This window comes from Desulfosporosinus sp. Sb-LF (genome assembly GCF_004766055.1).
Classification (GTDB): Bacteria; Bacillota; Desulfitobacteriia; order Desulfitobacteriales; family Desulfitobacteriaceae; genus Desulfosporosinus.
On sequence record NZ_SPQR01000014.1, the window covers coordinates 24026 to 45788 of the forward strand.

Annotated in this window: 24 protein-coding genes; 5 read left to right on the top strand and 19 right to left on the bottom strand. The window is 38.6% G+C overall.

Going from position 1 to position 21763, the window contains the following annotated elements:
* Positions 1 to 70: 70 nt before the first annotated feature.
* The 4 genes from E4K68_RS17090 to E4K68_RS17100 all read right to left on the bottom strand — a co-directional run bounded on the left by E4K68_RS17090 (position 71) and on the right by E4K68_RS17100 (position 2578).
* Complete coding sequence (locus E4K68_RS17090; RefSeq protein WP_135380133.1) at positions 71 to 541, bottom strand: sigma-70 family RNA polymerase sigma factor; 471 nt, start codon at positions 539 to 541, stop codon at positions 71 to 73.
* Between the two features lie 242 nt (positions 542 to 783).
* A complete protein-coding gene (locus E4K68_RS20710) occupies positions 784 to 921 on the bottom strand; it encodes a hypothetical protein (RefSeq protein ID WP_199241811.1) in 138 nt (45 codons plus the stop codon).
* A 2-nt stretch (positions 922 to 923) separates the two neighbouring features.
* Complete coding sequence (locus tag E4K68_RS21190; RefSeq protein WP_243450421.1) at positions 924 to 1616, bottom strand: toxin-antitoxin system HicB family antitoxin; 693 nt, start codon at positions 1614 to 1616, stop codon at positions 924 to 926.
* Positions 1617 to 2056: 440 nt separating this feature from the next.
* The gene (locus tag E4K68_RS17100) at positions 2057 to 2578 is read right to left on the bottom strand and encodes a hypothetical protein (protein ID WP_158291447.1); all 522 of its coding nucleotides are present in this window, start codon (positions 2576 to 2578) and stop codon (positions 2057 to 2059) included.
* A 136-nt stretch (positions 2579 to 2714) separates the two neighbouring features.
* Between E4K68_RS17100 and E4K68_RS17105 the strand changes: the two genes are divergently transcribed.
* On the top strand, positions 2715 to 3968 hold the full coding sequence (locus tag E4K68_RS17105) for a DNA polymerase IV (protein ID WP_135380135.1): 1254 nt from the start codon (positions 2715 to 2717) through the stop codon (positions 3966 to 3968).
* Positions 3969 to 4094: 126 nt separating this feature from the next.
* Here E4K68_RS17105 and E4K68_RS17110 read toward each other — a convergent pair whose 3' ends face one another.
* From E4K68_RS17110 to E4K68_RS20715, 3 genes are all read right to left on the bottom strand, one after another.
* Complete coding sequence (locus tag E4K68_RS17110; RefSeq protein ID WP_135380136.1) at positions 4095 to 5060, bottom strand: hypothetical protein; 966 nt, start codon at positions 5058 to 5060, stop codon at positions 4095 to 4097.
* Between the two features lie 151 nt (positions 5061 to 5211).
* Positions 5212 to 5346, bottom strand: coding sequence for a hypothetical protein (locus E4K68_RS21510; RefSeq protein WP_282433002.1), 135 nt, complete (start codon positions 5344 to 5346; stop codon positions 5212 to 5214).
* A 275-nt stretch (positions 5347 to 5621) separates the two neighbouring features.
* Complete coding sequence (locus E4K68_RS20715; RefSeq protein ID WP_199241812.1) at positions 5622 to 5762, bottom strand: hypothetical protein; 141 nt, start codon at positions 5760 to 5762, stop codon at positions 5622 to 5624.
* Positions 5763 to 6370: 608 nt separating this feature from the next.
* Between E4K68_RS20715 and E4K68_RS17115 the strand changes: the two genes are divergently transcribed.
* The 4 genes from E4K68_RS17115 to E4K68_RS17135 all read left to right on the top strand — a co-directional run bounded on the left by E4K68_RS17115 (position 6371) and on the right by E4K68_RS17135 (position 9593).
* Positions 6371 to 7579: a ComEC/Rec2 family competence protein gene (locus tag E4K68_RS17115; RefSeq protein WP_243450422.1), complete on the top strand. Its 1209-nt coding sequence runs from the start codon at positions 6371 to 6373 to the stop codon at positions 7577 to 7579.
* A 10-nt stretch (positions 7580 to 7589) separates the two neighbouring features.
* Complete coding sequence (locus E4K68_RS17120; RefSeq protein WP_135380137.1) at positions 7590 to 7802, top strand: DUF3006 domain-containing protein; 213 nt, start codon at positions 7590 to 7592, stop codon at positions 7800 to 7802.
* A 459-nt stretch (positions 7803 to 8261) separates the two neighbouring features.
* Complete coding sequence (locus tag E4K68_RS17130; RefSeq protein ID WP_135380138.1) at positions 8262 to 8546, top strand: hypothetical protein; 285 nt, start codon at positions 8262 to 8264, stop codon at positions 8544 to 8546.
* 384 nt (positions 8547 to 8930) lie between these two features.
* The gene (locus E4K68_RS17135) at positions 8931 to 9593 is read left to right on the top strand and encodes a hypothetical protein (RefSeq protein ID WP_135380139.1); all 663 of its coding nucleotides are present in this window, start codon (positions 8931 to 8933) and stop codon (positions 9591 to 9593) included.
* A gap of 365 nt (positions 9594 to 9958) precedes the next feature.
* On the opposite strand, the gene E4K68_RS17140 is transcribed toward E4K68_RS17135, so the two are convergent.
* The 12 genes from E4K68_RS17140 to E4K68_RS17190 all read right to left on the bottom strand — a co-directional run bounded on the left by E4K68_RS17140 (position 9959) and on the right by E4K68_RS17190 (position 21674).
* A complete protein-coding gene (locus E4K68_RS17140) occupies positions 9959 to 12568 on the bottom strand; it encodes a DEAD/DEAH box helicase (protein WP_135380140.1) in 2610 nt (869 codons plus the stop codon).
* Positions 12569 to 13077: 509 nt separating this feature from the next.
* The gene (locus E4K68_RS17145) at positions 13078 to 13782 is read right to left on the bottom strand and encodes a DUF1643 domain-containing protein (RefSeq protein ID WP_158291448.1); all 705 of its coding nucleotides are present in this window, start codon (positions 13780 to 13782) and stop codon (positions 13078 to 13080) included.
* A 65-nt stretch (positions 13783 to 13847) separates the two neighbouring features.
* Positions 13848 to 14069 (bottom strand): YdbC family protein, encoded by a 222-nt coding sequence (locus E4K68_RS17150; protein WP_135380142.1) that lies wholly within the window; start codon positions 14067 to 14069, stop codon positions 13848 to 13850.
* A 309-nt stretch (positions 14070 to 14378) separates the two neighbouring features.
* Complete coding sequence (locus E4K68_RS17155; RefSeq protein WP_282433004.1) at positions 14379 to 16550, bottom strand: DUF3427 domain-containing protein; 2172 nt, start codon at positions 16548 to 16550, stop codon at positions 14379 to 14381.
* A 287-nt stretch (positions 16551 to 16837) separates the two neighbouring features.
* Entirely contained in the window at positions 16838 to 17131 is a 294-nt protein-coding gene (locus E4K68_RS17160) for a hypothetical protein (RefSeq protein WP_135380144.1), read from the bottom strand.
* Positions 17132 to 17471: 340 nt separating this feature from the next.
* Positions 17472 to 17900, bottom strand: a complete 429-nt coding sequence (locus E4K68_RS17165; RefSeq protein ID WP_135380145.1) for a hypothetical protein — start codon at positions 17898 to 17900, stop codon at positions 17472 to 17474.
* Between the two features lie 129 nt (positions 17901 to 18029).
* Positions 18030 to 18584 carry a phosphohydrolase gene (locus E4K68_RS17170; RefSeq protein WP_135380146.1) on the bottom strand — a complete coding sequence of 185 codons (555 nt, stop codon included), beginning with the start codon at positions 18582 to 18584 and terminating at the stop codon, positions 18030 to 18032.
* Positions 18585 to 18749: 165 nt separating this feature from the next.
* Positions 18750 to 18959: a hypothetical protein gene (locus tag E4K68_RS17175; RefSeq protein ID WP_135380147.1), complete on the bottom strand. Its 210-nt coding sequence runs from the start codon at positions 18957 to 18959 to the stop codon at positions 18750 to 18752.
* A 551-nt stretch (positions 18960 to 19510) separates the two neighbouring features.
* Entirely contained in the window at positions 19511 to 20203 is a 693-nt protein-coding gene (locus E4K68_RS17180) for a phage antirepressor N-terminal domain-containing protein (protein WP_135380148.1), read from the bottom strand.
* Positions 20204 to 20261: 58 nt separating this feature from the next.
* Positions 20262 to 20432, bottom strand: coding sequence for a hypothetical protein (locus E4K68_RS20450; protein ID WP_158291449.1), 171 nt, complete (start codon positions 20430 to 20432; stop codon positions 20262 to 20264).
* Between the two features lie 109 nt (positions 20433 to 20541).
* Positions 20542 to 21270 (bottom strand): ImmA/IrrE family metallo-endopeptidase, encoded by a 729-nt coding sequence (locus E4K68_RS17185; RefSeq protein WP_158291450.1) that lies wholly within the window; start codon positions 21268 to 21270, stop codon positions 20542 to 20544.
* A gap of 38 nt (positions 21271 to 21308) precedes the next feature.
* On the bottom strand, positions 21309 to 21674 hold the full coding sequence (locus E4K68_RS17190; protein WP_135380150.1) for a helix-turn-helix transcriptional regulator: 366 nt from the start codon (positions 21672 to 21674) through the stop codon (positions 21309 to 21311).
* Positions 21675 to 21763 lie beyond the last annotated feature (89 nt).

The window sequence follows — 21763 nt, forward strand, 5'->3', positions numbered from 1 at the left end:
ATTTATGTAGCCATATTAGTCACCATTTATGCACTCTTTAAACACCAAAAGTGTAACCGGCTATCAATACTCAACCCTGCGCCAACGATTCGTATAAGTTGGCTAATTCAGCGATTCCCTTTTTGCAGTATTTCTTGACCATGCTTTGCGACACGTAATATTTATTGGCAATATCCGCCCAGATCATTTCATGAATAAATCGATCTGTTAGAACACCTTTAAGCTTCGGATCTAAAGAGTCGATACCGTGTTCTAATAGTTCTTGTTCCTCCCTTTTTTTGCGGTATTGTAAATATAGTTCCCTAAAAATTTCCTCGTTGCGTTCGTTCGTTTTATCCCTATACAATAGAGCAACCGTTGAAGTTTTATCTGCCACAAAGCTACTTATAATACGCTCTCCCTGCGGGGTTGATAATGTCAACTCTTTAATTATTTCTACATCGCTTGTCTCTGTAAACTGTTGCAACCTGAAATGTAGGAAACAAATTTTGCGTTTATTATCTTGATAATTTTTGAGTAGTTCTTCAACATTAGCTCTCATTTCAAACATCCTCATCTTATATTTGGCTCAAATTACCCGTTATCCAAGTATCGGAACATTTTAGTCGCACTGTTCATCTTAAGCAACCTATGAAATACTCCCTATCACTAACCACATGATCATAACTCACTCCCTTTTGATAATTTGGTACAAAAAAATAGCCGAATAATCGCCTATTAGTGGCGACTATCCGGCTATTTGGTAGTTCATTTGACTCCGTTGCTCGGTATAATTAGGTATAATTAGATATGTAAATCATGAAGCTTGATCCGAAACAATTTCTTACATTGCGGGCATTTGATTTCTATTTCACCGGTCGTTTCCTTCTGGATATCCAGCAAACGCTTATCACAACCAGGACATTTTATTTGTTTAGGCATTGTTACTTTCCTCCCTTAATTGTATGAGACTGGCTTACGCCTTTGGTCAAGAGATATAGTATGTACTGATTAAGACTAGTACCTTCTGCCTCCGCGTTTTCGGCTAGCTGGTAATGCAACGTTTTAGGGAATCTAACCCTAAGTTCTCCAGAATAATTCATTACTTTATTATTGGGATTAAACCTTTCTAACTTTATGATTTTGCATAAATCTACAATTTCCCTAAAATCATTTTGGTATTGATGCTCAAGTGAAATAATGTCTGGTGTTGTTAAAATGGTTGAAATGTTTTCATTTAGGGAATTCAAGTGCAAGAGGTTATACAAAATAGTCTTTCCGTTGAGCATTTTACCAGTTAGGTCCTGTTTGTGAATATTATCAAACCCAAAAAGGATCGGTGTCTTTATCTCTTTAATGTTATTATCAATAAATTCAATGAATTTTTTTAGCGCCTTCAAACTTTTTATTTGCGACTCTCCACAGTGGTATTGCACAAGCGCAATCTTTTCAGATGTATTTAGAATGTCTAGGTTGAGTTCATCAGCAAGACTAGAAAACGCCCGCGAAGTGAACCCTTCAATTTTATATAAATTATTGAAAATATAGGTTCTACCTTGAAATGATTCTATTGTTGGTTCGAAAAAACAACTCGTTTTTCCAATATCATTCTCGCCATAAATTATTTTGTTAATCATTGTATAAATACCCTCCCTTAGAATTATATACAACACCATATAAGGTGTCAAATTTCTAAGTGGGGTTTCTGAATTTGTCTTTAAATTGAAAGCAGTATGAACGACTTTAATATAAAGCGGAAGTTTTGTATTGACCCAAACATCGCAAAAACAAAACTGATAAGAATAGCGCCTACTCCTATACACTCCAAATAGAGGTTTTGCTTTTTTGACAATCTAAAAATAACATTTATTACAAAGGTTAGAGCCCTAATATAGACATTATTTCATTCCGTAAACCATTCGCAAGGTATTTTAGGATAGAACTGTACAATCAGGGTCTATAAGATCCTCTATTTTACTTTAATTTCCATATTTAGCCTCAAAAATCGAAATTTTTACGCATACGAAAGCTGCCCGACGTCATGGCCCGGTCTCCCAGGCATTTAAGGGCGGGGGGGTTATCCTGGAGTGGCAACGATTGCACAATGAGATGTGGTTGTAAAGCTCGAACCTTCGGCTCCAGTCCGCCTTGACCTCATGTGATGGACCATGTCCGCGAGCGTTACCTTCCCTGCTGATATGCAATGCAGGCACAGCCCGATGTCCCTTCGCAGCGCTGCTGCTCTTGCTTTCTTCCACGTAGCTGAGTTGTAGAAGGATTGCTCCTTCTTGTCTGCTTGTATTCCAATGTGGCTGCTGACCTTGTCGCTTTGCCGCTTGCAGTACAGGCTCGCGTCCCTAGTTAGATGCGGCCAATCTACTTGCTTGCTTGTATGGTATTGACGACTTACTTTAAAAAGGAACCCTCGATTAAGTTCGAAGGTTCCTTTGTTATCAGCTACCAAATCCTGAGATATGGTGCGTCCACCCCTGCTCTCAGTACTAAGGCTACACGCGCCAACGTCACGCAACTCGTCGCATATGGGTGTGTAATCACAGACTATCAGTAGTATATGGACTTTGTGAGCTATACCTTCCACCTAACGATTGTAGTGTGGTTTATCAATAGGTATTTCCGTAACTTATTACTATAATTTGGCGAATGTATTTTCTTTACACAGAACATATGTTTTGTTATTATGGAAACAGGTATTCCCTACGAAAAAGGTGAAGTGAATGAACCAACGAATTATATTTCATATAGATGTGAATTCGGCGTATTTGTCATGGGAGGCCGTACATCGCTTACAGCATGGCGATCTACTTGATCTTAGGACCGTGCCCTCGGTTGTTGGTGGTGATCCTGTAACTCGCCATGGCATTGTCTTAACGAAATCTATTCCTGCTAAAAAGTTTAATATTCAAACCGGCGAGAGTATTTTTAGTGCTAGTGCGAAATGCCCTGGACTGATTATAGTACGTCCGAATTATGGACTGTACATGCAATGTAGCCGAGCTTTTGGTGATATTCTAAGGGAGTACTCACCCTTAATTGAGCAATACAGCATTGATGAGTATTTTATGGATTTCACGAACATGGAACGCCTTTTTAAAGATCCTGTGGAAGCTGCTTATACAATCAAAGACCGCATCAAAAACGAACTAGGCTTTACCGTGAATGTCGGAGTTAGTACGAACAAGATCCTAGCTAAGATGGCCTCCGAGCTTAAGAAGCCCGATAAAGTACATACTATTTTCCCTGACGAGATTGCAGAAAAAATGTGGGTTCTGCCTATTGAGGAACTGTTTATGGTCGGCCGTGCAACTGCGAAGAAGTTAAGGAGCCGGGCTATCAACACGATTGGCGATTTGGCTAATTTTGACCCAAAGATCATTAAACTCTTTCTCAAAAGCCATGGGATGTTAGTCTGGAATTACGCGAACGGAAATGAAGCAAGCCCAGTGAGGGAATGTCGTAGACCTTTGATTAAAGGTATTGGGAACTCAACCACAATTCCTTTTGATGTTATGGACAAAACGACCGCTCACCTAGTTTTGCTGTCTTTGACAGAGACAGTTGCAGCGAGATTAAGACAGGCACAATATTTTGCTAGGCTAGTTTCGGTTTCGCTTAAGACTAATGAATTCTATTCTAGTTCGCATCAAAGGAAATTTTCATCTCCGATTGATTGTACTAATGCTATACACGAATTGGCTTGTGAACTGTTCGATGAACTTTGGAAAGGTGAGCCTGTTCGACAGTTAGGTGTCCGTGTGTCGGAGCTGACCATAAATAGTTTCCATCAGTTAGCTCTTTTTGAGAAGGATTACGAGAAACAACGTGCTATGGATCATGCTGTCGATTCAATACGTGGCAGGTTCGGTAATAGTTCTGTGTTCAGATCCTCGTTTTTGAATAGTGGGGTACGCTTTAGCAGCGGCGGGACAGTTGATGACGAAGAATACCCGATGATGTCTAGCCAATTGTAAATTAATCTAATCAATCCAGCTCACCATTGAACCAGAGGTTCGCCCGGACTACTGCGTGTTTGAAAGAGCTGCCACTCACCTTAAGGCAGCTCTAGTAATCTCTTGCTTACATGTTGGCAAAGTTCCTTAGAAACTACCTTCTTCAAATATATAATTGTCATCTATAACTGAAGAGTTCTTGTTTACAACTGGAGTAAGTTCAAATAGTATGGCTGTTTTTGTTTGAATCCCACTACTATGCTCAGTTACCACAAAGTCAGATACGAAAAATTGTCCTAAGTATTGCATTCTATTACTTACAGAGCTACTAACTTTATTAAAAACATGAATATATTCCGGTACACCTTCTTTGCATCTTATATCCTTCCTGAAAACCTGGTATTTTCGATAGAGATGTAAATTTGATCCCTTAAATTCTTGGATATCCTTTCCTTTGCCTTCATAGTAGATTTTCCCTGAACTCCAATAACCACTGTACTCTGAAGATTCTACCAGTGGGTTGTCTACACCGAGTTTAGTGATAACAAATAACTCTTTACTACTGGTGCAAAAATTTATCCCTTCTTGCTGAGGGTTTCTTCCAAATATTTCATTTATGTGTTCTCCACTGACAATCTCGCCAACACTGATCTTTGAGTGTGCTCTAACCGAAATAATGTTTCTTAATATGTTGACCAGCCCCTCAGTTGTTGGCTGCATTTTAACTTTTAATACATTCTCGATATCCCTGATCGTTGCCGGTAATGAGGAGAAACTCGATATCTCTTCTAAATGTTTGCCGAATACTTCCAAAATTTCGGTCCCAGCAGTCATGATCAGTCTCTTAAGGATTTCAGTTTGAAGTCCTTCCACATCGTCTCTGATTTTTCTATTTGGTTCTACCCCTGCTGCATTTAGCATGAATTTTAGTGCATTAACCTTCGAGTCACAATATTTGGGATTTTGATTTATAAGGCTGAGCGCATCATGGTCAGCTATCTCAAATGTACCATTATCCGTCTTCTCCGCTTGTAATTTTCCGTCTTTAACTGCTCGTCTAATGGTCAAATCACTAACCCCGAGAATCTCTGCAAGTTGATTAATCGTTATCACACCTAGCTCACTCCTTATGGTTCTTTACCAAATGATATATCATTTAGCACGCTTACCATATAACGTTTCCCGGTGTATAGCTATCAGTTTTTATAATAATGAAATATCATAAGCCTCGGGTGAAAATAGTAGGCTAGTCAGGCATAACTATTTACTGTTGAACATGCCCCGTACTGCCGATAGGCATGAGTATCGGGTTCACTGTACCGCCAGGTTGCCGAAGTTGCCGATTGCCGATAGTTCTGTAAACTTCAAATACACGTGGTTGTGCCCCCCCCCATGCCATGTATATATATAATAAAATATTACTTTAATAAGTATCGGCAACCTAGGCAACCTTACCTCTCAGCCCTTGCTGGGCCTGCCTTTGAGCGGTTGCCGACATCGGCAACTATCGGCAACTTTAGAGAGATGTCGGCAACTCTTGATATATTTTCAGCCTATAGAACTTATGATCGTCAACCATTTATTGTGTTCGCTATAAAAAGAGGTTTAAGAGTTCAATACTCCAAACCCCTGTCAATGTGTGCCCATCTCCTTGCTCGTGAACATGAGTTCAACTTATACAGCTCCATCATCAGAAGAACTTTCCTTGTGCTTTGTTTTTCGGGTGTAGTCTTTACTTGATTTGTGTGGGCGTGTACCAGTATTGAAAAGAGATCTTGTTCTCCCCTTACCGATTGGAGCTAATTTCTTTTTCATAACTTCCTCCATGCCTAATGATATTAGAAAGGTCCTCGATTGTGTCACAAAATATCTAGTAGAAAAAACCGGTCATTACACTGTTTACGATCCTTAATAATTCTTTGCATTTTTATTTTTTCCTTTCAACAAAATTCTATATCCCCACAAGAGCATTAGTAAGCAATATGCAGATGCTTACGTCCATAATTCTAGTAATACCATTATTGTTGCCCATAGCAGGAGAATAGTGTTCTTTGCTGAACGTATTAAAGATGTAAATTCATAGAGGTGGTGACGAAGTGAGCGACAAACCGAGAAAATGTAAAGCATGTGGTAGGATCGTCGAGCCATCAGCGAAAATCTGCCCAAGTTGTAGGTATAATCTTGAGTCTAATCTTACCACTAAGGTATTAATAGGGATAATTGGGCTTGTGATTCTAGGCATAGCTGCCTACTTCCTACGACATTAGGTTCTCCCAATTTTTAGATAGATGGATCCGTATTGTAGTTAATAAAATTTATATAATCAAACGTCCTTATTCTTCCGATATTGACTAAGCGGGAAAACATATTAGGATATCGAATATTTTACATGGATATTAGAACAAAGAACTGGAGTGAAGTTATTGCAATTTATCCCAAAAAAGAAGATCGCCGGAATATTCCTTGCACTAGCATTAGCCATTGGTGGTTGCTCAAATAATGCAGTACCAACGACAAGTCCACCTAAGGTTGAGGAATCATCGAAGCAAGTTTCAACAGCTGATTCGCAAACAGCTACCACAAAAGATACCGCTCCAACCACAGTAGCCCCAGGTCAAAAACTCAGAATATCTTATATCGACGTTGGTCAAGCTGATTCTATCTTAATTCAGATTCCTAACGGTAAGAACGTTCTTATTGATGCAGGCAATAACGGGGATGCTAACACGATAACATCCTATCTGAAGAAGCAAGGTGTTAGCAAGTTAGACATCGTTATTGCAACACACCCCCATGAAGATCATATTGGATCTATGGATAAGGTAATAAACACATTCGACATTGGGCAAGTCATTATGCCAAGGAAAGATTCGACTACCCAAACCTACAAAGATATGATTACCGCCATCCAGAACAAGGGTTTAAAGATCACTGAAGCGAAAGCTGGTTTGAAACTTGAACTTGGCTCAGAAGTAAATGCTTTATTAATAGCACCTAATTCCGTAAGCTATGAGGATGTTAATAATTACAGTGCGGTTTTAAAGCTATCCTATGGAACTAATACGTTCCTTTTCGAGGGCGATGCCCAAGAACAATCTGAAAACGAAATGGTCAATTCTGGGTTTAACCTCAAGGCAGACGTCCTCAAAGTAGGGCACCACGGCAGCCACACATCAAGCTCCATTGCATTCTTAGCAAAGGTTCAACCCAAGTATGCTGTTATTTCAGTCGGCCAAGGTAATAGTTATGGGCATCCTGCACAGACTACTATAGCTAGACTAACGAACATCGGTTCGAAGGTTTACCGCACCGATCAGTCAGGCACGATTGTCGCTGAAGCAGATGGAACAAATATTACTTTCAATGTTATCGCAAATGAAGTACAACCACGGGCCCCCTCTACAACTACTTCTACTCCTCCGCCCGCAGCTCCTAGTAGTACCACTTCTAATCCGGCACCTGTTCCGGCTTCTTCTGCTGCACTTGTGCATTATGTAGTTAATACTAAATCACTGAAATTCCATCTCCCTACATGCTCAGGGCTACCTACTACAAATAGGGCTGATAAGGATTCTACGAGAGAAAACCTGATCAAAGAAGGTTATTCCCCTTGCGGTATCTGTAAACCTTAAGGAGGTAATTATGAAAGGCATAATTGATCGTTTCGAAGGCGATTTCGCGGTCGTTGAGTTTGACGGGAGACAGATCAGGGACATACCTAAAAGTGAATTAGCTCCAGGAGCCAAGGAAGGTGACGTTATATTCTTGGCAAATGGTAAGTATCAAGTTGATCTAGCTGAGACTCTACAAAGAAAGACCGAAATATCAAAGTTAACTGAAAATATGTGGGAATAAAATGAAGCCCTCGGCATTGTTCCGAGGGCCATGATATTTAATCCAAGTTATCGCGACAGATCCTACCACCTACTGAAGTGTTTTATCTAGTGGCAGATGATCCGGGGATTCTATAAATTATTAACCAGCGTCACTTCTTCGAACAAATCGACAAAGGTCAGCGTCCCACACCCATTCCGATGGGTCTCCGGAGATACTGCAGATAAGCTTAGTTAGAACGTCATGCTCCGATTCTATTAAAGCAGTCTCGAACCACTCTTCCAGGGTTATATTAAGCGATTTGCACACGGCATCTAGCCTTGCTTTCACTTTTTCATCAGCTGGGAAAGCTATGTAAATTTATAGTCACCTCACGGTTTGCCTAAGGATTTATACAAAACAACCGATCGCTATTATATCTTGCAGGGAATATGTCTCATTCCGGCTAATTATCAATAAATTACCATTTCGGAGGTTTAAATGATAATTCGCAGTATTCAGCTTGCTACTGGCTACCCTTATACACTTTATTTTCATATTCTTACGACATCTGCCAATTACGCTACTGTAGCGTTTGATGGTTGTGTAATTGAAGTTTTCCAAGGTGATGTCACAAGCAGAGAAATCGATGAGCTAGAGATTGCCCTTAGATTATGCGCATTAATATTGTTTGATGCCTCTATACCGTTTTCTGAACTTAGAACAGAACAATTGGACACTATCACTAAGGCCATAAACAAACGGCTATTATTTCAATTTCTTTGATTGGATAGATTACACAACCAACGCAGAAAATCACTTAACTACCCCAGAGCTTCTTTATTAAGCTGGTACACCCTTCCTGATCTGGGATGAGCGGGTTACTGGAGCTTTGAGAGACAGCATAGCAAACATTTTTAGAGACTGAAGCATAAAATAACCTGTTCCATTTCCACCTGAGTAAATGATAGGTTCGTTGTTATCAGTAGTTAACCAAGGAACCAAGATTGACGGATTGTTTGACCAGGTTCGCCATAGGTTAGGGCCATTTAGGGGACCTGTGGCTTATTAAAAGCTCTACTCAAAGCTTCTTGGACATGCCTAGACAAAATTCAATGTAATAGGACAATGTATACCTCTAATAGGCTTAACCAAGGAGGTGTACTACCTATGATTGATGAGGTCAAAGGGTCTATCAATGATGTGGATTCCTTTAGCCAGGATGAGAAAACTGAACTAGTTGAAAAGAGTTTTGTGGCCATAACTGCTGTTTCAAAAAAGAAGGGTAAAGCTCGAAAAACAGAGGTCGCTATGGGTACTGTAAACGGGATGAAATTATTTACATATGGCATAGATGAGAGCATTAAAAGTAGATCGCGCCCCAAACCAGAGGATCGGATAAGAGCAATGGGGCTGGAAAAAGTAGTAACAGAAAAGATCGTCTCCGAAATCAAAGAGGGCAAAGTGACATCTCGACATCTTGATGATTTGGTTAAGACAAATCTTATTGAAGAAATCTCCAAACTGGATTCAAAATCTCAGCAGGAAATCACCCAAACTCTATTTGATAATAAGAACGAACGTAATGCCAAGAATACCGAAGATATTTCAGTTGTCATCTTACAAAATGGAACCATCAGCAATTACTTAACCGAAAATTGGTACTCTGGACTGCTTCGAACTATTATAAAATTATCCCAGCAAGCATCCGTCAATAAAGAAATTCTTGACGAACTGTCCGACGAACAAAATTGCTACCTGACCGGCTGCACAAAAGATTTAAAACTTATATTGGATAACATGTTAAAATCACTTAATCCCGACCAAGTTTGACTCTGGTCACGCATCCCTGTAGTTGTATGGGAAGAATAGACTACGATAAGCCCTTCTTGGACATTTTACAGAAGGGCTTTAACTAGTGCGGTCATGTCGAGCATTTCGTCCCGGCTCTTGGTCTTAAATCACATTTATTCCATCATGTTGTTCTCTCGCCTATTTACAAATTCATTCCACCCAGTAAATCACTTAACTGTGACAGCACATCTTTACCAAGCCGGGACACCCTTCCCAAATCCAGGAAAGATCCTGGATTTGGGAAGGGGTGTGGCACTTGAATTCTTGTCGTTCCATCCATGGGTTACTAATCATATTAAATCATGCTTACTGAAGTAGCTAAACTCCTCGCTTTCATCCATTGTTTATCTACTGATTTCCATCTCATCCAACTTATTAGTTGTAAGTATTTCGTTTACATGCTTATATGAGAGCCGTTCACTACATAGCACCTCACAGATATGCTCTTTTGTAAAAAGATTGGACTCTCCATCCTTGGCCATAATACTTCTGATTCGTCGCAAGGAATTTGTAACTCTAAGTGCCAAATCTCTAATTTCAGTAATATTTTGGTGAAATAGCTCATGAACTTGAGGAAGTGCATCTGGATGTAACCTTTCCTTGTGGTCAAGCAGTACTATTTTTATAGATAACTGCTGTGGGAACGTCTCATCATCTGAAATCCAATTTCTATGTCCGTTTGCCTGTCTACATGTACTTAATGAAATCGGATTTTTGCTATCTTCTTCGCTTTTGGCCTCGAATCCGTATGCATTGTTACGAAGTACCCAAATTCCATCTGGTGCACCTTCACTCGGCGGTTTCTTTGACTGAAATCCTAAGTATTCTCCAAGCTTTTCAAGCCCTTTTTCAAAATTCCCTGAGTTATTATTACTAATTTTTTCCATGAACTCAGTCATTTTTTTCTCAAACTTAGGTCCTACTATCGATAATCCTGTTAATACGTCTTCAATGGCCTCAGCTTGAGTAACCAGATCTGAATCCGTAGTTACTATTTCAGAGTTAGATGGAACATACTTTGCCAAGTCAGCTAACCATGTTAATGAGTTTGTAGTCTGTAATGCTGTAGAATAATTTTGTTTCGCAACACTTAGATCCATCAAATTACGTCTGTACCCCAAGTAGCCACAACTGCCAGCAAGATAAAACCACCAAGCACGATAACCAGCCAATTCTTTACCACCGCTAAGTGCATCAGTTACAGCTTTAGCCATTTGTTGAGCCATATCAATATCATTTTTCCAAAGAGCAGTTACATATTCTAATTCGCTTTTAACGCTCTTCATTAGTTGAGCAGTAGCAGGCTTAACGACCTTTTCAGTGTCATCTCTTAACCCGGTGATGGCTAGGTTAATTTCTTGAAAAAATACTTTATCATTAATAAAGTCTTCCATAAACCCTAATAAGTCATCAGAAGTATCAAAGGGTTCAGAATTAGCAAGACCAAAGGCGATCTCCGCCTGAATTTCTGGATGAAAGTTCTTTAGGTTTTCCTTAATTGCACAAAATTTCAGCAAATCACTACCTACCATTAATACATTACTGAAGTCATCACTACTTCGAGTGCACCTTCCCAAAGCTTGTGTGATCCTAGTTCGTATTCGGTCGTTAAGTAATGCATTCGCGCTTAATCGATTCCAAAAGAAACCTTCCTGTAGATTGGTTGCTTCCGGTAATTTAAAAACAACCAATAGCCTACAAGTGTCCCCGGATAAATCAATACCATCATACCGAGTTAGTATTAAAACAGCTCTTTCCTCTTGAATAAAAGGATCTAGGCTCTCCTCAATATCGTATGAATCCATTATTGGTATGGTATGATAGGACTTGTGAAACTGTTCTTTGAAGAAATCAGCTGAGTGTGTATCAGGACATAGAACCAATGCCCGACCATGTTTCTCGATAGCTTTAAATGCAATTTCTAGGCTCTTGCTAGAGTCAAATTTCCGATCTGGAAATAAAATCAGGCGTCGTCCTGAGCTATATTTCTCCCAACCTATTGGTATGGGAAGTCGTTCTATTTCTTTAACTCCAGTTAGACGTTCTAATTCACCCCCATCTCCCAGTGTCGCAGACATATATATTCTCTGTTTAGCATATGCAAAGGGGTAGTGAGTAAGGGCGGGTGGGATAATAGGTCTTATGTTTATTTCCCCCCAAGAGATATATACATGACAAGCCTCTAAATTTTCCTTGATCTTGCTCCATGCATACTTGGCCTTATCACAATTTATGATATTCGCTTCTATGTATTCACTTAGTTGTGGTATTTTATTATAATAATTTGGGTAAGGCACAACATCATATGACTTCATGAAATAATCATAGTCTGCCTTCATTAACCGAGAATATAAATAGTCCGGAATATCTTCCTTAAACAAGTTTATAATTGAGTTATAAACTTGAAAACATTCCTTCCGAAAAATTTTAACCGTCCAGAGTGAGGCAATATGACTCTCAGCAGAATGGGCATCATCAAAAATGATAGCCTGTGCATTATCTATTCTGGGATTTGTATTAAAAATTGCACTGTAAGTAGTAATGGCAATGGCCTTTGAAGTGATAAAGTCAGCAAAGTCTACCTGAGAATATTTCGACTGTTGTCCTACTAATACGACGGTCGGAATTCCGTAGTCTTGTGCCTTACAATGCACTTGATAAGCTAGTTGTTTCGTGGGACAAAGATACACTACTCTCTCCTGTTTGATTCTCCTTCTATATTCGGCAATTAATAATCCGATGAGCGTCTTACCAGTACCAGTAGGCAGTTCTAACGCAACATCACCTTTATCTCGAGCTTGATTATAGTAAGATCTCAGAACATCTGCTTGTTGTGACCAGAGGTTTTTAACTTGACTAGAATTAACTTTTAAATCTCTAAATATGGTTTCGGGATCTTTATCACTTACTTGAATTTTGGTAGGCATTACAAACTTGCGAGGAGTTTTTCCCATCAACCTATCCCCCTTGTTTCTCGGATTTCATACAATTGTTATAATCTTAACGATCTGCTTGTCAAACTCAATCACAGTATATAATGTGCAATAATGGAATCGGTAACGTTTATCCATCGATAACAGGAGGAAGAAAAAGAAGTTAAACATCTCTATATGTCAAGACTGTCTTCGAAGCCAAAATATACATTATTACCTTCCACATCTTTCCTCGCATTCCTCCTAAGATCGCGTAAATAACCCAATAAAAAACAAAAAGTCCAGACCGTTCAATATAAACGATCTGGCAAATACTTGGGGGTCGTCTTCTCTTGTGACTATAAACTCAACCCACCCAGAAAATCACCTAACTACCTCTTTACCAAGCCGGGACATCTTTCCCCAATCTGGGAATGATACAGGCGAGTGATAAGGAGTGTGGTACTTTGGGACTCTATGTTTCTGTATAATAATATTTTAAATTTCTAAATGTCTCTTACTAAGTATGACAATTTCAACACAAGAAACATTTAGAGATAATGAGTAAGAGCTATCTCAGGTTCATTAGGAACTTCAAGGAATTCAGTATTTCTAATGACGAACTTTTTAGCTTTATTTACATATTGGCCACCAAGTGGATTTAGATGATATGTAAAATGTCCTTCTCCATAGAATTGCTTATTTTGGTCACCCTTACATAGGAATACAAACTCAACCTTTTCTTCCAAGTAATTGTGTATGGATCTAATTAATTTTCGATATGAATCCTTGTCAACGATTTCTTTTGGCACTAATCCAGTACACAGAAATACATAATTAGCATTGTCGATTTCTTGTAAAATTGTTGTTTTGTTTTTCTCCATAGTACTTCCATAAAGATTTGGATGATTGGTCTTTAAGTCCTCAATAATTGTTTGTAATTTAAATGACTTTGGCTCGTAATAGGGATGTATATTTACAATTGTTACTGACCCTATTTTTAGTTGTTTTACATCAGTATAAGCAATATGAGCGCAATAGTTGATTGTTTCGTCGGAAATTAAATCAGTTGCATGGCTAGGGTTCATTAAGATAAATAACAGTTTACTTTCAAAATGATTATTAAGTTTTGCTGTCAAAGAATATCTTACTGTATAAGGGGTATTTGGGATCGTTTGTGGGTCACATTCAGTCGGTAACTTAACATAAGAGGGATACTTTTCAGACATAAGAATCGTTCCTTTCCAGAGTGCCAAACTCAAAAGACAGAGAACTAGCATTCGCGCATGTCAGACCGAAAATGATTTACTCTAACACTATTCTAGAGATTCAAGCCACTCAGAAAATCCTTTAACCTCTTTATTTCCTCTTTGGTAAGAGTGATACCTTTCCCCATCTTCGTATGATCTGGCGACCATTCTCGGATGTCATACTTTGGGGCTGCATCATTCCAACTAACAAGGTTTAGTTCTTTCGACCAGCCTTTTGCTGATTCTGATAGGACACCGATTGTTTCTTTGATTTCGAATTTGATTTCTGCCATTACAAATTCCTCCTTTGAATGACTATTAATCATGGAGTGCTAAATTTTTTACTAATTTAAAACGCTTTCATCAGCTTACCCAGATAATCACTTACTACCGCAATTCCTCTTAACCAAGCCGTAAAACCCTTCCCCAATCAGGCATTGGCAGGCTAGTAGGTACGTGATGTGGTATTTTGGTCGCAACTAACGACTATAAGTAATGCCACTATGTTAACTCTTGAGTCAGATATTTAATCGAAGCACTCTCAATGGGTTGACATTCTTCATATAGACTATGGTATAGGCTAAAGCGCTATCATATTCGCTTTAGTACATTTCAATTAACAGCTCCAACCCAATCTCAATGCCCACCTTTTCCCACTCTTTCTTACGCTCATCATATAAATTTTTGAGAAGTTCTTCTGCGCCTTCACCATAATGTAGTTGGTTGTGACAGTTACTGCAAAGTGACACTATGTTTTCTTCAACATCAAGGGAAACATCAAATCTATCCGAATAAGCCATCGGAACAAGATGGTGTGGCTCGGTATAATTTTTATCAGAGTTTTTCCTCTTAAATAACGAATGATTCCTATTAATTTCACATTCATATCCAGCATGTGCTAACGCGTTCCGAGCTGTTTGTCTATCTCTTGGGTAGGTTAAATGCCCATTTGACAAAATTACATCCTGCTTTTTCTTGGGAACACCTTTAAATGCATTTACAGGATCTATATCGGCAATTGGATGTTTTCTTAGATCCTCTACCAGTTCATTATCAGCAATTTCATCGTCTTTAATATAGTCAAACTCTGGATATAAGCTCTGAATGGCTTTTGCAAGCTCTGGTCTCAGTTTCCATTCAAAGTGCCCATCTTCCCTATATTTTCCCCAAAACGGGATACCCCACCATGTTTCATTGCCATCATGTTTTATCACAGGTTTTAAATTTAGCTTACTTGATATTCTCCTAGCTAAAGCTACAACAGGTTTTATGTAAGTACTCGGAGATACTCCGTCTTCCAATCCCAATTCATGACAGGTTTTAGCGTGATTTTCTCCAGTATAAATTCGTTTCATCAACTCGGTGTCTTTTTCTAAAAATATCTCACTATCTTCAATCAGATCTTTCCACTGACTTATCGAAATCCCTACATGAACTACATGCTCCTTGGGATAATTCTTGTCATATTCTTCTTGCTGATTTTTGACTTGCTTTTTAGCTTCAGACAAACTCCCAAAAGTTTGGTATAAGAATCTTGCAAACGAATACATCGGCCAATCCTTCGTTATACCATTTTCATTTTTCCACTTTACTAGTTTGAGTTGTTTATCGAGTTCGTCGATATTTTCTGAAAAATCAACTTTAAGCTTGTTTAAAAAATATGATAAATGTTCTCCAGAAAATATGCTTACATACTGCTCTGGATAGTATGTAGATAGAATTTTCCCCTTAAACATTGGAGAAAGTGAACAGTTCCTAATATCATTGTAATTATGATTGCCGCCGGCAATTATTAAGTTTACTATTTGCTCTTTTATTTTTACAAGTGCCTGATCTGCATCGGTTCCATATTTCCCTTCAGATATTTGATATTTGTTGTCTTTATCGTCTCCTCTGATTCCATAATAAAGACCAAATTTTACAGCTGTTGATCCATGAATGTCACCAAGCTCCATTAGCTCAGTTTCAAGTCTATAACAAAACGTGTCTTGTCTCCCCAAACCAACAACATATTCTTCTTTTTCCATTTCAATAATTTTTTTGATTTTGAAGTCATTAACAAACTTTAATCTCAGTTTTTCAAGATGAATCCCATTATCTTTATTCTGTATAATTATCTTTTCAAATCTTTTGATTTTCGAGTTTATGAATTCGATTGGATCATATGTAATAAGTTTTTCAGCTTCTTCATCAATTACGTCATTGCCGCTTTTGGCGTAGAAATCTTTAGTTGTTACACCTTTTCTTTTCTCGATATTTTTTGGACTTATTGCCGCTCTTGGAACCACCGCGATTTCTCCTAGTGACTTAGTTGCTGACTCAACATTCCAATCTAATATTCTCCACTTAAAATGAACAGGCTTAATTCTTGTGGCATCATGTTCTACATATGCAAGATTACCCAAATAGGTATACAGAGTATTCTTCTCTTTCCTCAAGAATAGATAGATATTATTCTTTTCGTGATCAAAATTTATAAACCCCTGAACTTTACTATTGCTAAAATCCATACTTGGCTGAGTCTGCCAAGTTAAAACTCCGTTTTTAGTAATACTTTCGTCAAAATTATGCGCCCCTTGACTACTCCCTAAGGTAACAAAAAATACGTAGTCACCGCCACTATCTGGCACATTAACTATTCCATGAAGACCCCATGTTCCAGCCTGCGGTGTGAAAACACCAGATGGATCGAAAATACTATGAACATCTTCCCTACTGTATTTTTTGTAGCGCCCTAATTTCATTACTTTCTCCTCTTTCGTTGAATTTTCCAGTTACTTTGTATTCAACTAAGTTTTCTTCTAGCTGTCACCCACCCAGGCACATCTCTATACTACCCCAGAGCTTCTTTACTTAGCAATGGGACACCCTTCCCCTTATCGGGGTATGAGCTGGGCGAGCGGATACATAATGTGGGACTATGGATCACTGTATTCGTTTTGCTAAGCGTATACGAAGGAGCTTTGATCATGGAATATATAGTAACAAGACAATATGGCCCGATAGTCCAGCAAGGGCCACTCAACACGCTACAATATCCACGTCACTTTAAACACATTATTTAATAGATAGAATCAAAGTGCATGATCACCTGTTGAACAAGATTTCTTAATTCAATTTCGCTATTTATTTTTCTTACACTTATATGACCATTTTTACTACATTGATTTTTATATTCTTCCAGTACCTTAGCAAATAAATAACCCCCAGCCCCGCCATTATCTAGAGGTTTTAGCCTTTCAAAAATAATCTTATGTTTCTTTCCTTTATGGAAAGTAAAATGGGTTCCTTCGGAATTTGAATGTTGCTCAAGTCCAAACGATAGCAATATATTCTCAATTTGATTATAATCCAAATAAATGACCCCCAACTTACAGATTCATCCCACACATCAAATTCACATAACTACCCCAGAGCCTCTTTACCAAGCCGGGACACCCTTCCCGATCTGAGAATGAGCGGACTACTGGATGGAGTTATGTCGTACTTGGGTTACAATCATTTATTACTAATGAAAATGAGGAGTAGTAAAGATTATTTCAGTAGTAATACTGACGTACAGAACAACCTTGTAGATTCACCTTTGTTATAGTGCCGAGAGCCTAGGACTCCCGCAACACCCCAAGAAACAATCATATACTATTACCTAACCAACCAACAATTAGATAATGTGTGATCGAGTTCTTAGTATTTAATTAAACCTTTGCAATGCATTGTCCTTCTTCAACTGATTCCATTAGTCCGCGCAACTTAAAGGCGGATATTGGTCTATGACCGTTTTTTTGCATTTTCCCAGCGTTATCCCATGCCAATCGGCCAGGACCATTGAATATTTCCTCTGATAAACCGTTAGGCAAGATCTTTATTACTATTAAGTAATCAGGTTGACTACTTAAACCAATTGATTTTCCTTGTGTAGCTTTAATCTGTACCATTCGCCCATCAACACTTCTAGCATCGTGTTTTTCAAAAGATGCGGGCATTAATGTCAGTCCGTATTGATGTGAGGCCAGAACTTCGCCAATGCTTCCAACTAAGTGACCATCTGGCGTAAAGTGCCTTCCAGGAAAATTCTCTTCGAGTTTATGAATGATAGCATACATCTCTTGTATTAGTTCAGGCATTCTCTCAATATTATTAGTCACCAACTATAAACCTCTTCCTTCATTCATACTCCAAACTTCACAAATAAATTTCCTTTATTACATGTTAAAACCCGTCGACACCTATACATTTAATGATGACCTGCCTAGCTAGCTGGCGGCTGGCTGCTTGCTTATTAGTTCCTTAAAAGCAGCAATAAATTCTTTCTCTACACTGACAAAATCCCTTTGAGAGAAGTCATGTTCCATAGCCTTGTTTGGTGGAGGGTTAAACATCTGAATCTCCATTAATGATTCAAACTCATAGTGAAGTAATGTGTCGTCAACATCTTTTATCTGCTTTTGTTCTCCATCCGATAAATCACCAAGCTCAAACCTATCATAGATTATACTTTGCAGCCTCGCTTCAATAACAGAATACTCAGGCATGTTACGCTTGACTGGCCTTGTTAAATCGGAAATATAACCTTCACTGGCATCATGCAAAAGGCAACCGAGTTGTACCCGTTCAGAATACCCTCGGCTTTTGGCCTCCTGATAGCAATGAATCGAGTGTTGGGCTACCGAATAAAAATGACTGAAATGGCCGTTTGCCCTAGTCATCAGCGACAACGAGTGAGCAATATCCTCTATTTTGATGTCTGCCATTATTGGCTCCATTGGAAAGAACTTAATTTTTGAGTAAGTCAATATGTAATCGGACACTTCTTTACCTCACATTTCAGATTGATTGCAATCAGGTTTATCTAATAATTTTCGCATAACAGATACGTTTCACGTCTGATAACAACCTAGGAGCAATTTCCCGTTTGTATAATGACAGTTCGGTATGCCCCGACTGTGTGCTTGTTTTTAAGCGAGCTGCAGAATTCATATCATTCCAAAATGCCTAAAAGCATTCCTAAGAGCATCTTGTTTTTCTAAAGGACAGGGATTCGTCCTACTAGTTGGTGAATACCTTCTTGCAGACATCTTTGGGTTTAGACCGCACAATTCTTTCATATGGGCAATCCAGCATGATTTTGACATAAAACCGTTATTAAGCTTTACATAGTCTTGTATTTCTTTATAAGTTGCCATAATAAAGTTCTCCTCTCGAGACTGTTTATAAAAAACCCGTCCAGAATACATCAATGAATTTATGATTCTTCATTAGTTGCTAAATACCTCTTTGGTTGAGGGCAATAAAAAAAGACGCTGAATTATTCAGCGTCGAACATAACGACAAAGGATTACTACTTAAATCTAATTCTAGATATTCTACCCCACCCAGAAAATCCCTTAACGTCCCAGAGCTTCTTTACCAAGCCAGTATACCTTCCCCGATCTTGGAATGGGCTGACGACTGGATTAGGGATGTGGTGCTTTGGTCTTTGTCATTCCAATTACATTTAATAGAATAATAAGTATTGGTAAGTACGTTCGAAATTGGCGTTAAGAAGTCTTATCTGTTAACGCCTTCACTATTAGGAGTAGCAACCTTTCACCACTTGCAAGTTCCACGATTTTTGCCTCAATCAGAGGAAAAAGCGAACAACAATATTTCGTAGTCGGGTGCGGAGGTGTAAGCGTAGACCCCACTTTTGGTGAGCTCTACGTTAGATTAACTTAAACATCAATACCTTACGTTTTCAATTGAAAGCTTCTTTCAGAATGTCTAGGTGATAAGTATTGACTTGGCCAAACCTTGGATCAGTAACTTTGCCCATTTGAACACCGTAGTCTCGACTAAGTTTTGACGCTTTTCTCCCTAATAGATTAGCCCGGCTAATATCCACCTTAAAACCACGGAGGCTCGCGTAACCGGCAATCGAGAAAAAATCTTTAGGATGGGTTTCAATTTTGGCAGCAAGTAGCTTGATGGATTCATCTTGTTGTTCCTGCTTTAATTTAATATCTTTCATTGACTGCAACTGAGCAATAAGGACATCTTCTATACTCGTGGGCTTGCTCTCGATGAAAGCAGCCGCTAGAACATCTTTAGCTTTCAATTGATAGCTAATGAGTCGTTCCTGGACTCCAGGATGGTCGATAATGTTGGCATTGATCTTTGCTAACCATAATGGAAGAAAGTCGAGTTCTAGACAGAGAATCTCCTGATTACCGCTTGAAGTGGGGAGATTGATTTTACAAGCACCCCTAGAGAGAACTAAATCACTTTGAATTTTCTGAACCTGAACATCTGATTTACTTTTGTCTAGCCCTATTCCGTTAGCGACCCATTTGACTCCTACTCGGATCTTTCCATCATTGCTCTTGATCACCATAAGTTCAGAACCGTTGAAATCAACTAGTTTTTGTTCCACTGGTATTAGATTGCTCATACCATCCACCCCCACTTTTTAGCTCAAGAAATCTTCAACTTCATATGCCTTAAAGTCATCAACGGCACGGCTGCGCCCTCCGAGTGATCTCCGTCAGTTCTTTAGGCAGCATATATATTTTGTACGTTCCATCGTCATAAAGATAGACTGTAGCCTCTTGTTTGTACAAAACAATTTCTGTCTGCTTTTGTTCATCGTCCCACTTGAAGAGTAGTCTTTCGTTTAGCAAATTTTTCACTCATCATCCATTCCCTCTATTATGCGCAATAAGCGTGTTCGCTTATTACTAACACTATGATTAAAAAAATAGGTTATGTACAATAGCATATTCCCATGGCCTAAAACAAATCGATGTCGTCAATGTCATATACCCTATTTTGGAGAAGATTAAGTCCGCAAAGACGATATTTCATTGCTATATATGATGAATTAAACAAATCAGCCATTTCATAAATTTTAGCATTAATATGAAATGTCAAAGGAATTGGGGTTGTAGGAAGAGTACTCAGCTCGAGCTTTTCAAGGAAGACATTGCGTACAGCTTGTCTTGGCATTAGAAAGGCAGCAGTAGAAGCATTTGCTTGCCACTCAATTATTTCAATTGCAGTCATTGTCTTCTTTTTGCCGACATTTGCGTAAAAATCCTTTTTCGCACATGAATGCATATAGTCGACTTTCCCTCTTGAGAATGACTTTCGATGTAATATCTGATGAAAGCACTCATGTATGACAGTAAAGTTTTCTCGCCCTTTGCTTTGACAATTGACAACCGAATTATCTATTAAAATAGTGTTTTTAGGGACCACAAGTTTTTCCGGCAAGGTTGAGCCATCTGTTTTTGCTCCATCTGGCCAGACCCACCAATAACCGTCATTAAATGCAGTTAAACCTAAAAGTGACTGGTCTGGCGTTAGGTTCTTCCAATCATAAGGCACATCTAGATACTGCTCAATAAAATCATATACATCTAATGTTTTGGGGAGCTCTAACCGTTCTGCGTCAAATTCACGCAAAACGCCCTCAGCCTTCTGCTCTATATTTTCCTGGGAGTATTTGTAATATATCAATACTTCAGAACCTCCTATTTTCTTAATTAATTGCAGTATTATTCCTTGTTCTCTAGCATCTCTATAATTTTTTGCCAGTCTGCATCATCAGCATTGATGTCGCGTGCTTTTCGCAAAGCAAAACGTAACTTTTCATTTCCCATGATGTATTCTGGCAAGTCCGGCGATACTGTGTTCTCTTTTTCTAAAGCAGCCAAATCAAACATCTCATTGGTTTCTTCTTCAGAAAGACAAAGAGCTTCAGCAATTTTGTAAAGTTTCTCCTTGTCAGGCGGATAACGTCTGCCTTTCTCCATATCACTCATATAAGCAGGAGCAATTTTAAGTATTTCAGCGAGTTTTCTGAGATTAATTTCCTTCTCTTTTCTCTTAAGTTCTACAAATTTCCCGAATCTTTCACTCATTACCATTACCCCCTATGTATTATAAAAGCGTGTTCGCTTATTTCTAACACTATTCTATCTGGAATATTTTATTTTGTCAATGGCCTAAT

What these genes read in the sequence shown, in the direction of transcription:
- E4K68_RS17090 (WP_135380133.1), bottom strand. Translation starts at nt 541, where the DNA reads ATGAGAGCTAATGTTGAAGAACTACTCAAAAATTATCAAGATAATAAA.
- E4K68_RS20710 (WP_199241811.1), bottom strand. Translation starts at nt 921, where the DNA reads ATGCCTAAACAAATAAAATGTCCTGGTTGTGATAAGCGTTTGCTGGAT.
- E4K68_RS21190 (WP_243450421.1), bottom strand. Translation starts at nt 1,616, where the DNA reads ATGATTAACAAAATAATTTATGGCGAGAATGATATTGGAAAAACGAGT.
- E4K68_RS17105 (WP_135380135.1), top strand. Translation starts at nt 2,715, where the DNA reads ATGAACCAACGAATTATATTTCATATAGATGTGAATTCGGCGTATTTG.
- E4K68_RS21510 (WP_282433002.1), bottom strand. Translation starts at nt 5,346, where the DNA reads ATGGCATGGGGGGGGGCACAACCACGTGTATTTGAAGTTTACAGAACT.
- E4K68_RS20715 (WP_199241812.1), bottom strand. Translation starts at nt 5,762, where the DNA reads ATGAAAAAGAAATTAGCTCCAATCGGTAAGGGGAGAACAAGATCTCTT.
- E4K68_RS17120 (WP_135380137.1), top strand. Translation starts at nt 7,590, where the DNA reads ATGAAAGGCATAATTGATCGTTTCGAAGGCGATTTCGCGGTCGTTGAG.
- E4K68_RS17130 (WP_135380138.1), top strand. Translation starts at nt 8,262, where the DNA reads ATGATAATTCGCAGTATTCAGCTTGCTACTGGCTACCCTTATACACTT.
- E4K68_RS17135 (WP_135380139.1), top strand. Translation starts at nt 8,931, where the DNA reads ATGATTGATGAGGTCAAAGGGTCTATCAATGATGTGGATTCCTTTAGC.
- E4K68_RS17140 (WP_135380140.1), bottom strand. Translation starts at nt 12,568, where the DNA reads ATGGGAAAAACTCCTCGCAAGTTTGTAATGCCTACCAAAATTCAAGTA.
- E4K68_RS17150 (WP_135380142.1), bottom strand. Translation starts at nt 14,069, where the DNA reads ATGGCAGAAATCAAATTCGAAATCAAAGAAACAATCGGTGTCCTATCA.
- E4K68_RS17165 (WP_135380145.1), bottom strand. Translation starts at nt 17,900, where the DNA reads ATGCCTGAACTAATACAAGAGATGTATGCTATCATTCATAAACTCGAA.
- E4K68_RS17175 (WP_135380147.1), bottom strand. Translation starts at nt 18,959, where the DNA reads ATGGCAACTTATAAAGAAATACAAGACTATGTAAAGCTTAATAACGGT.
- E4K68_RS17180 (WP_135380148.1), bottom strand. Translation starts at nt 20,203, where the DNA reads ATGAGCAATCTAATACCAGTGGAACAAAAACTAGTTGATTTCAACGGT.
- E4K68_RS17190 (WP_135380150.1), bottom strand. Translation starts at nt 21,674, where the DNA reads ATGAGTGAAAGATTCGGGAAATTTGTAGAACTTAAGAGAAAAGAGAAG.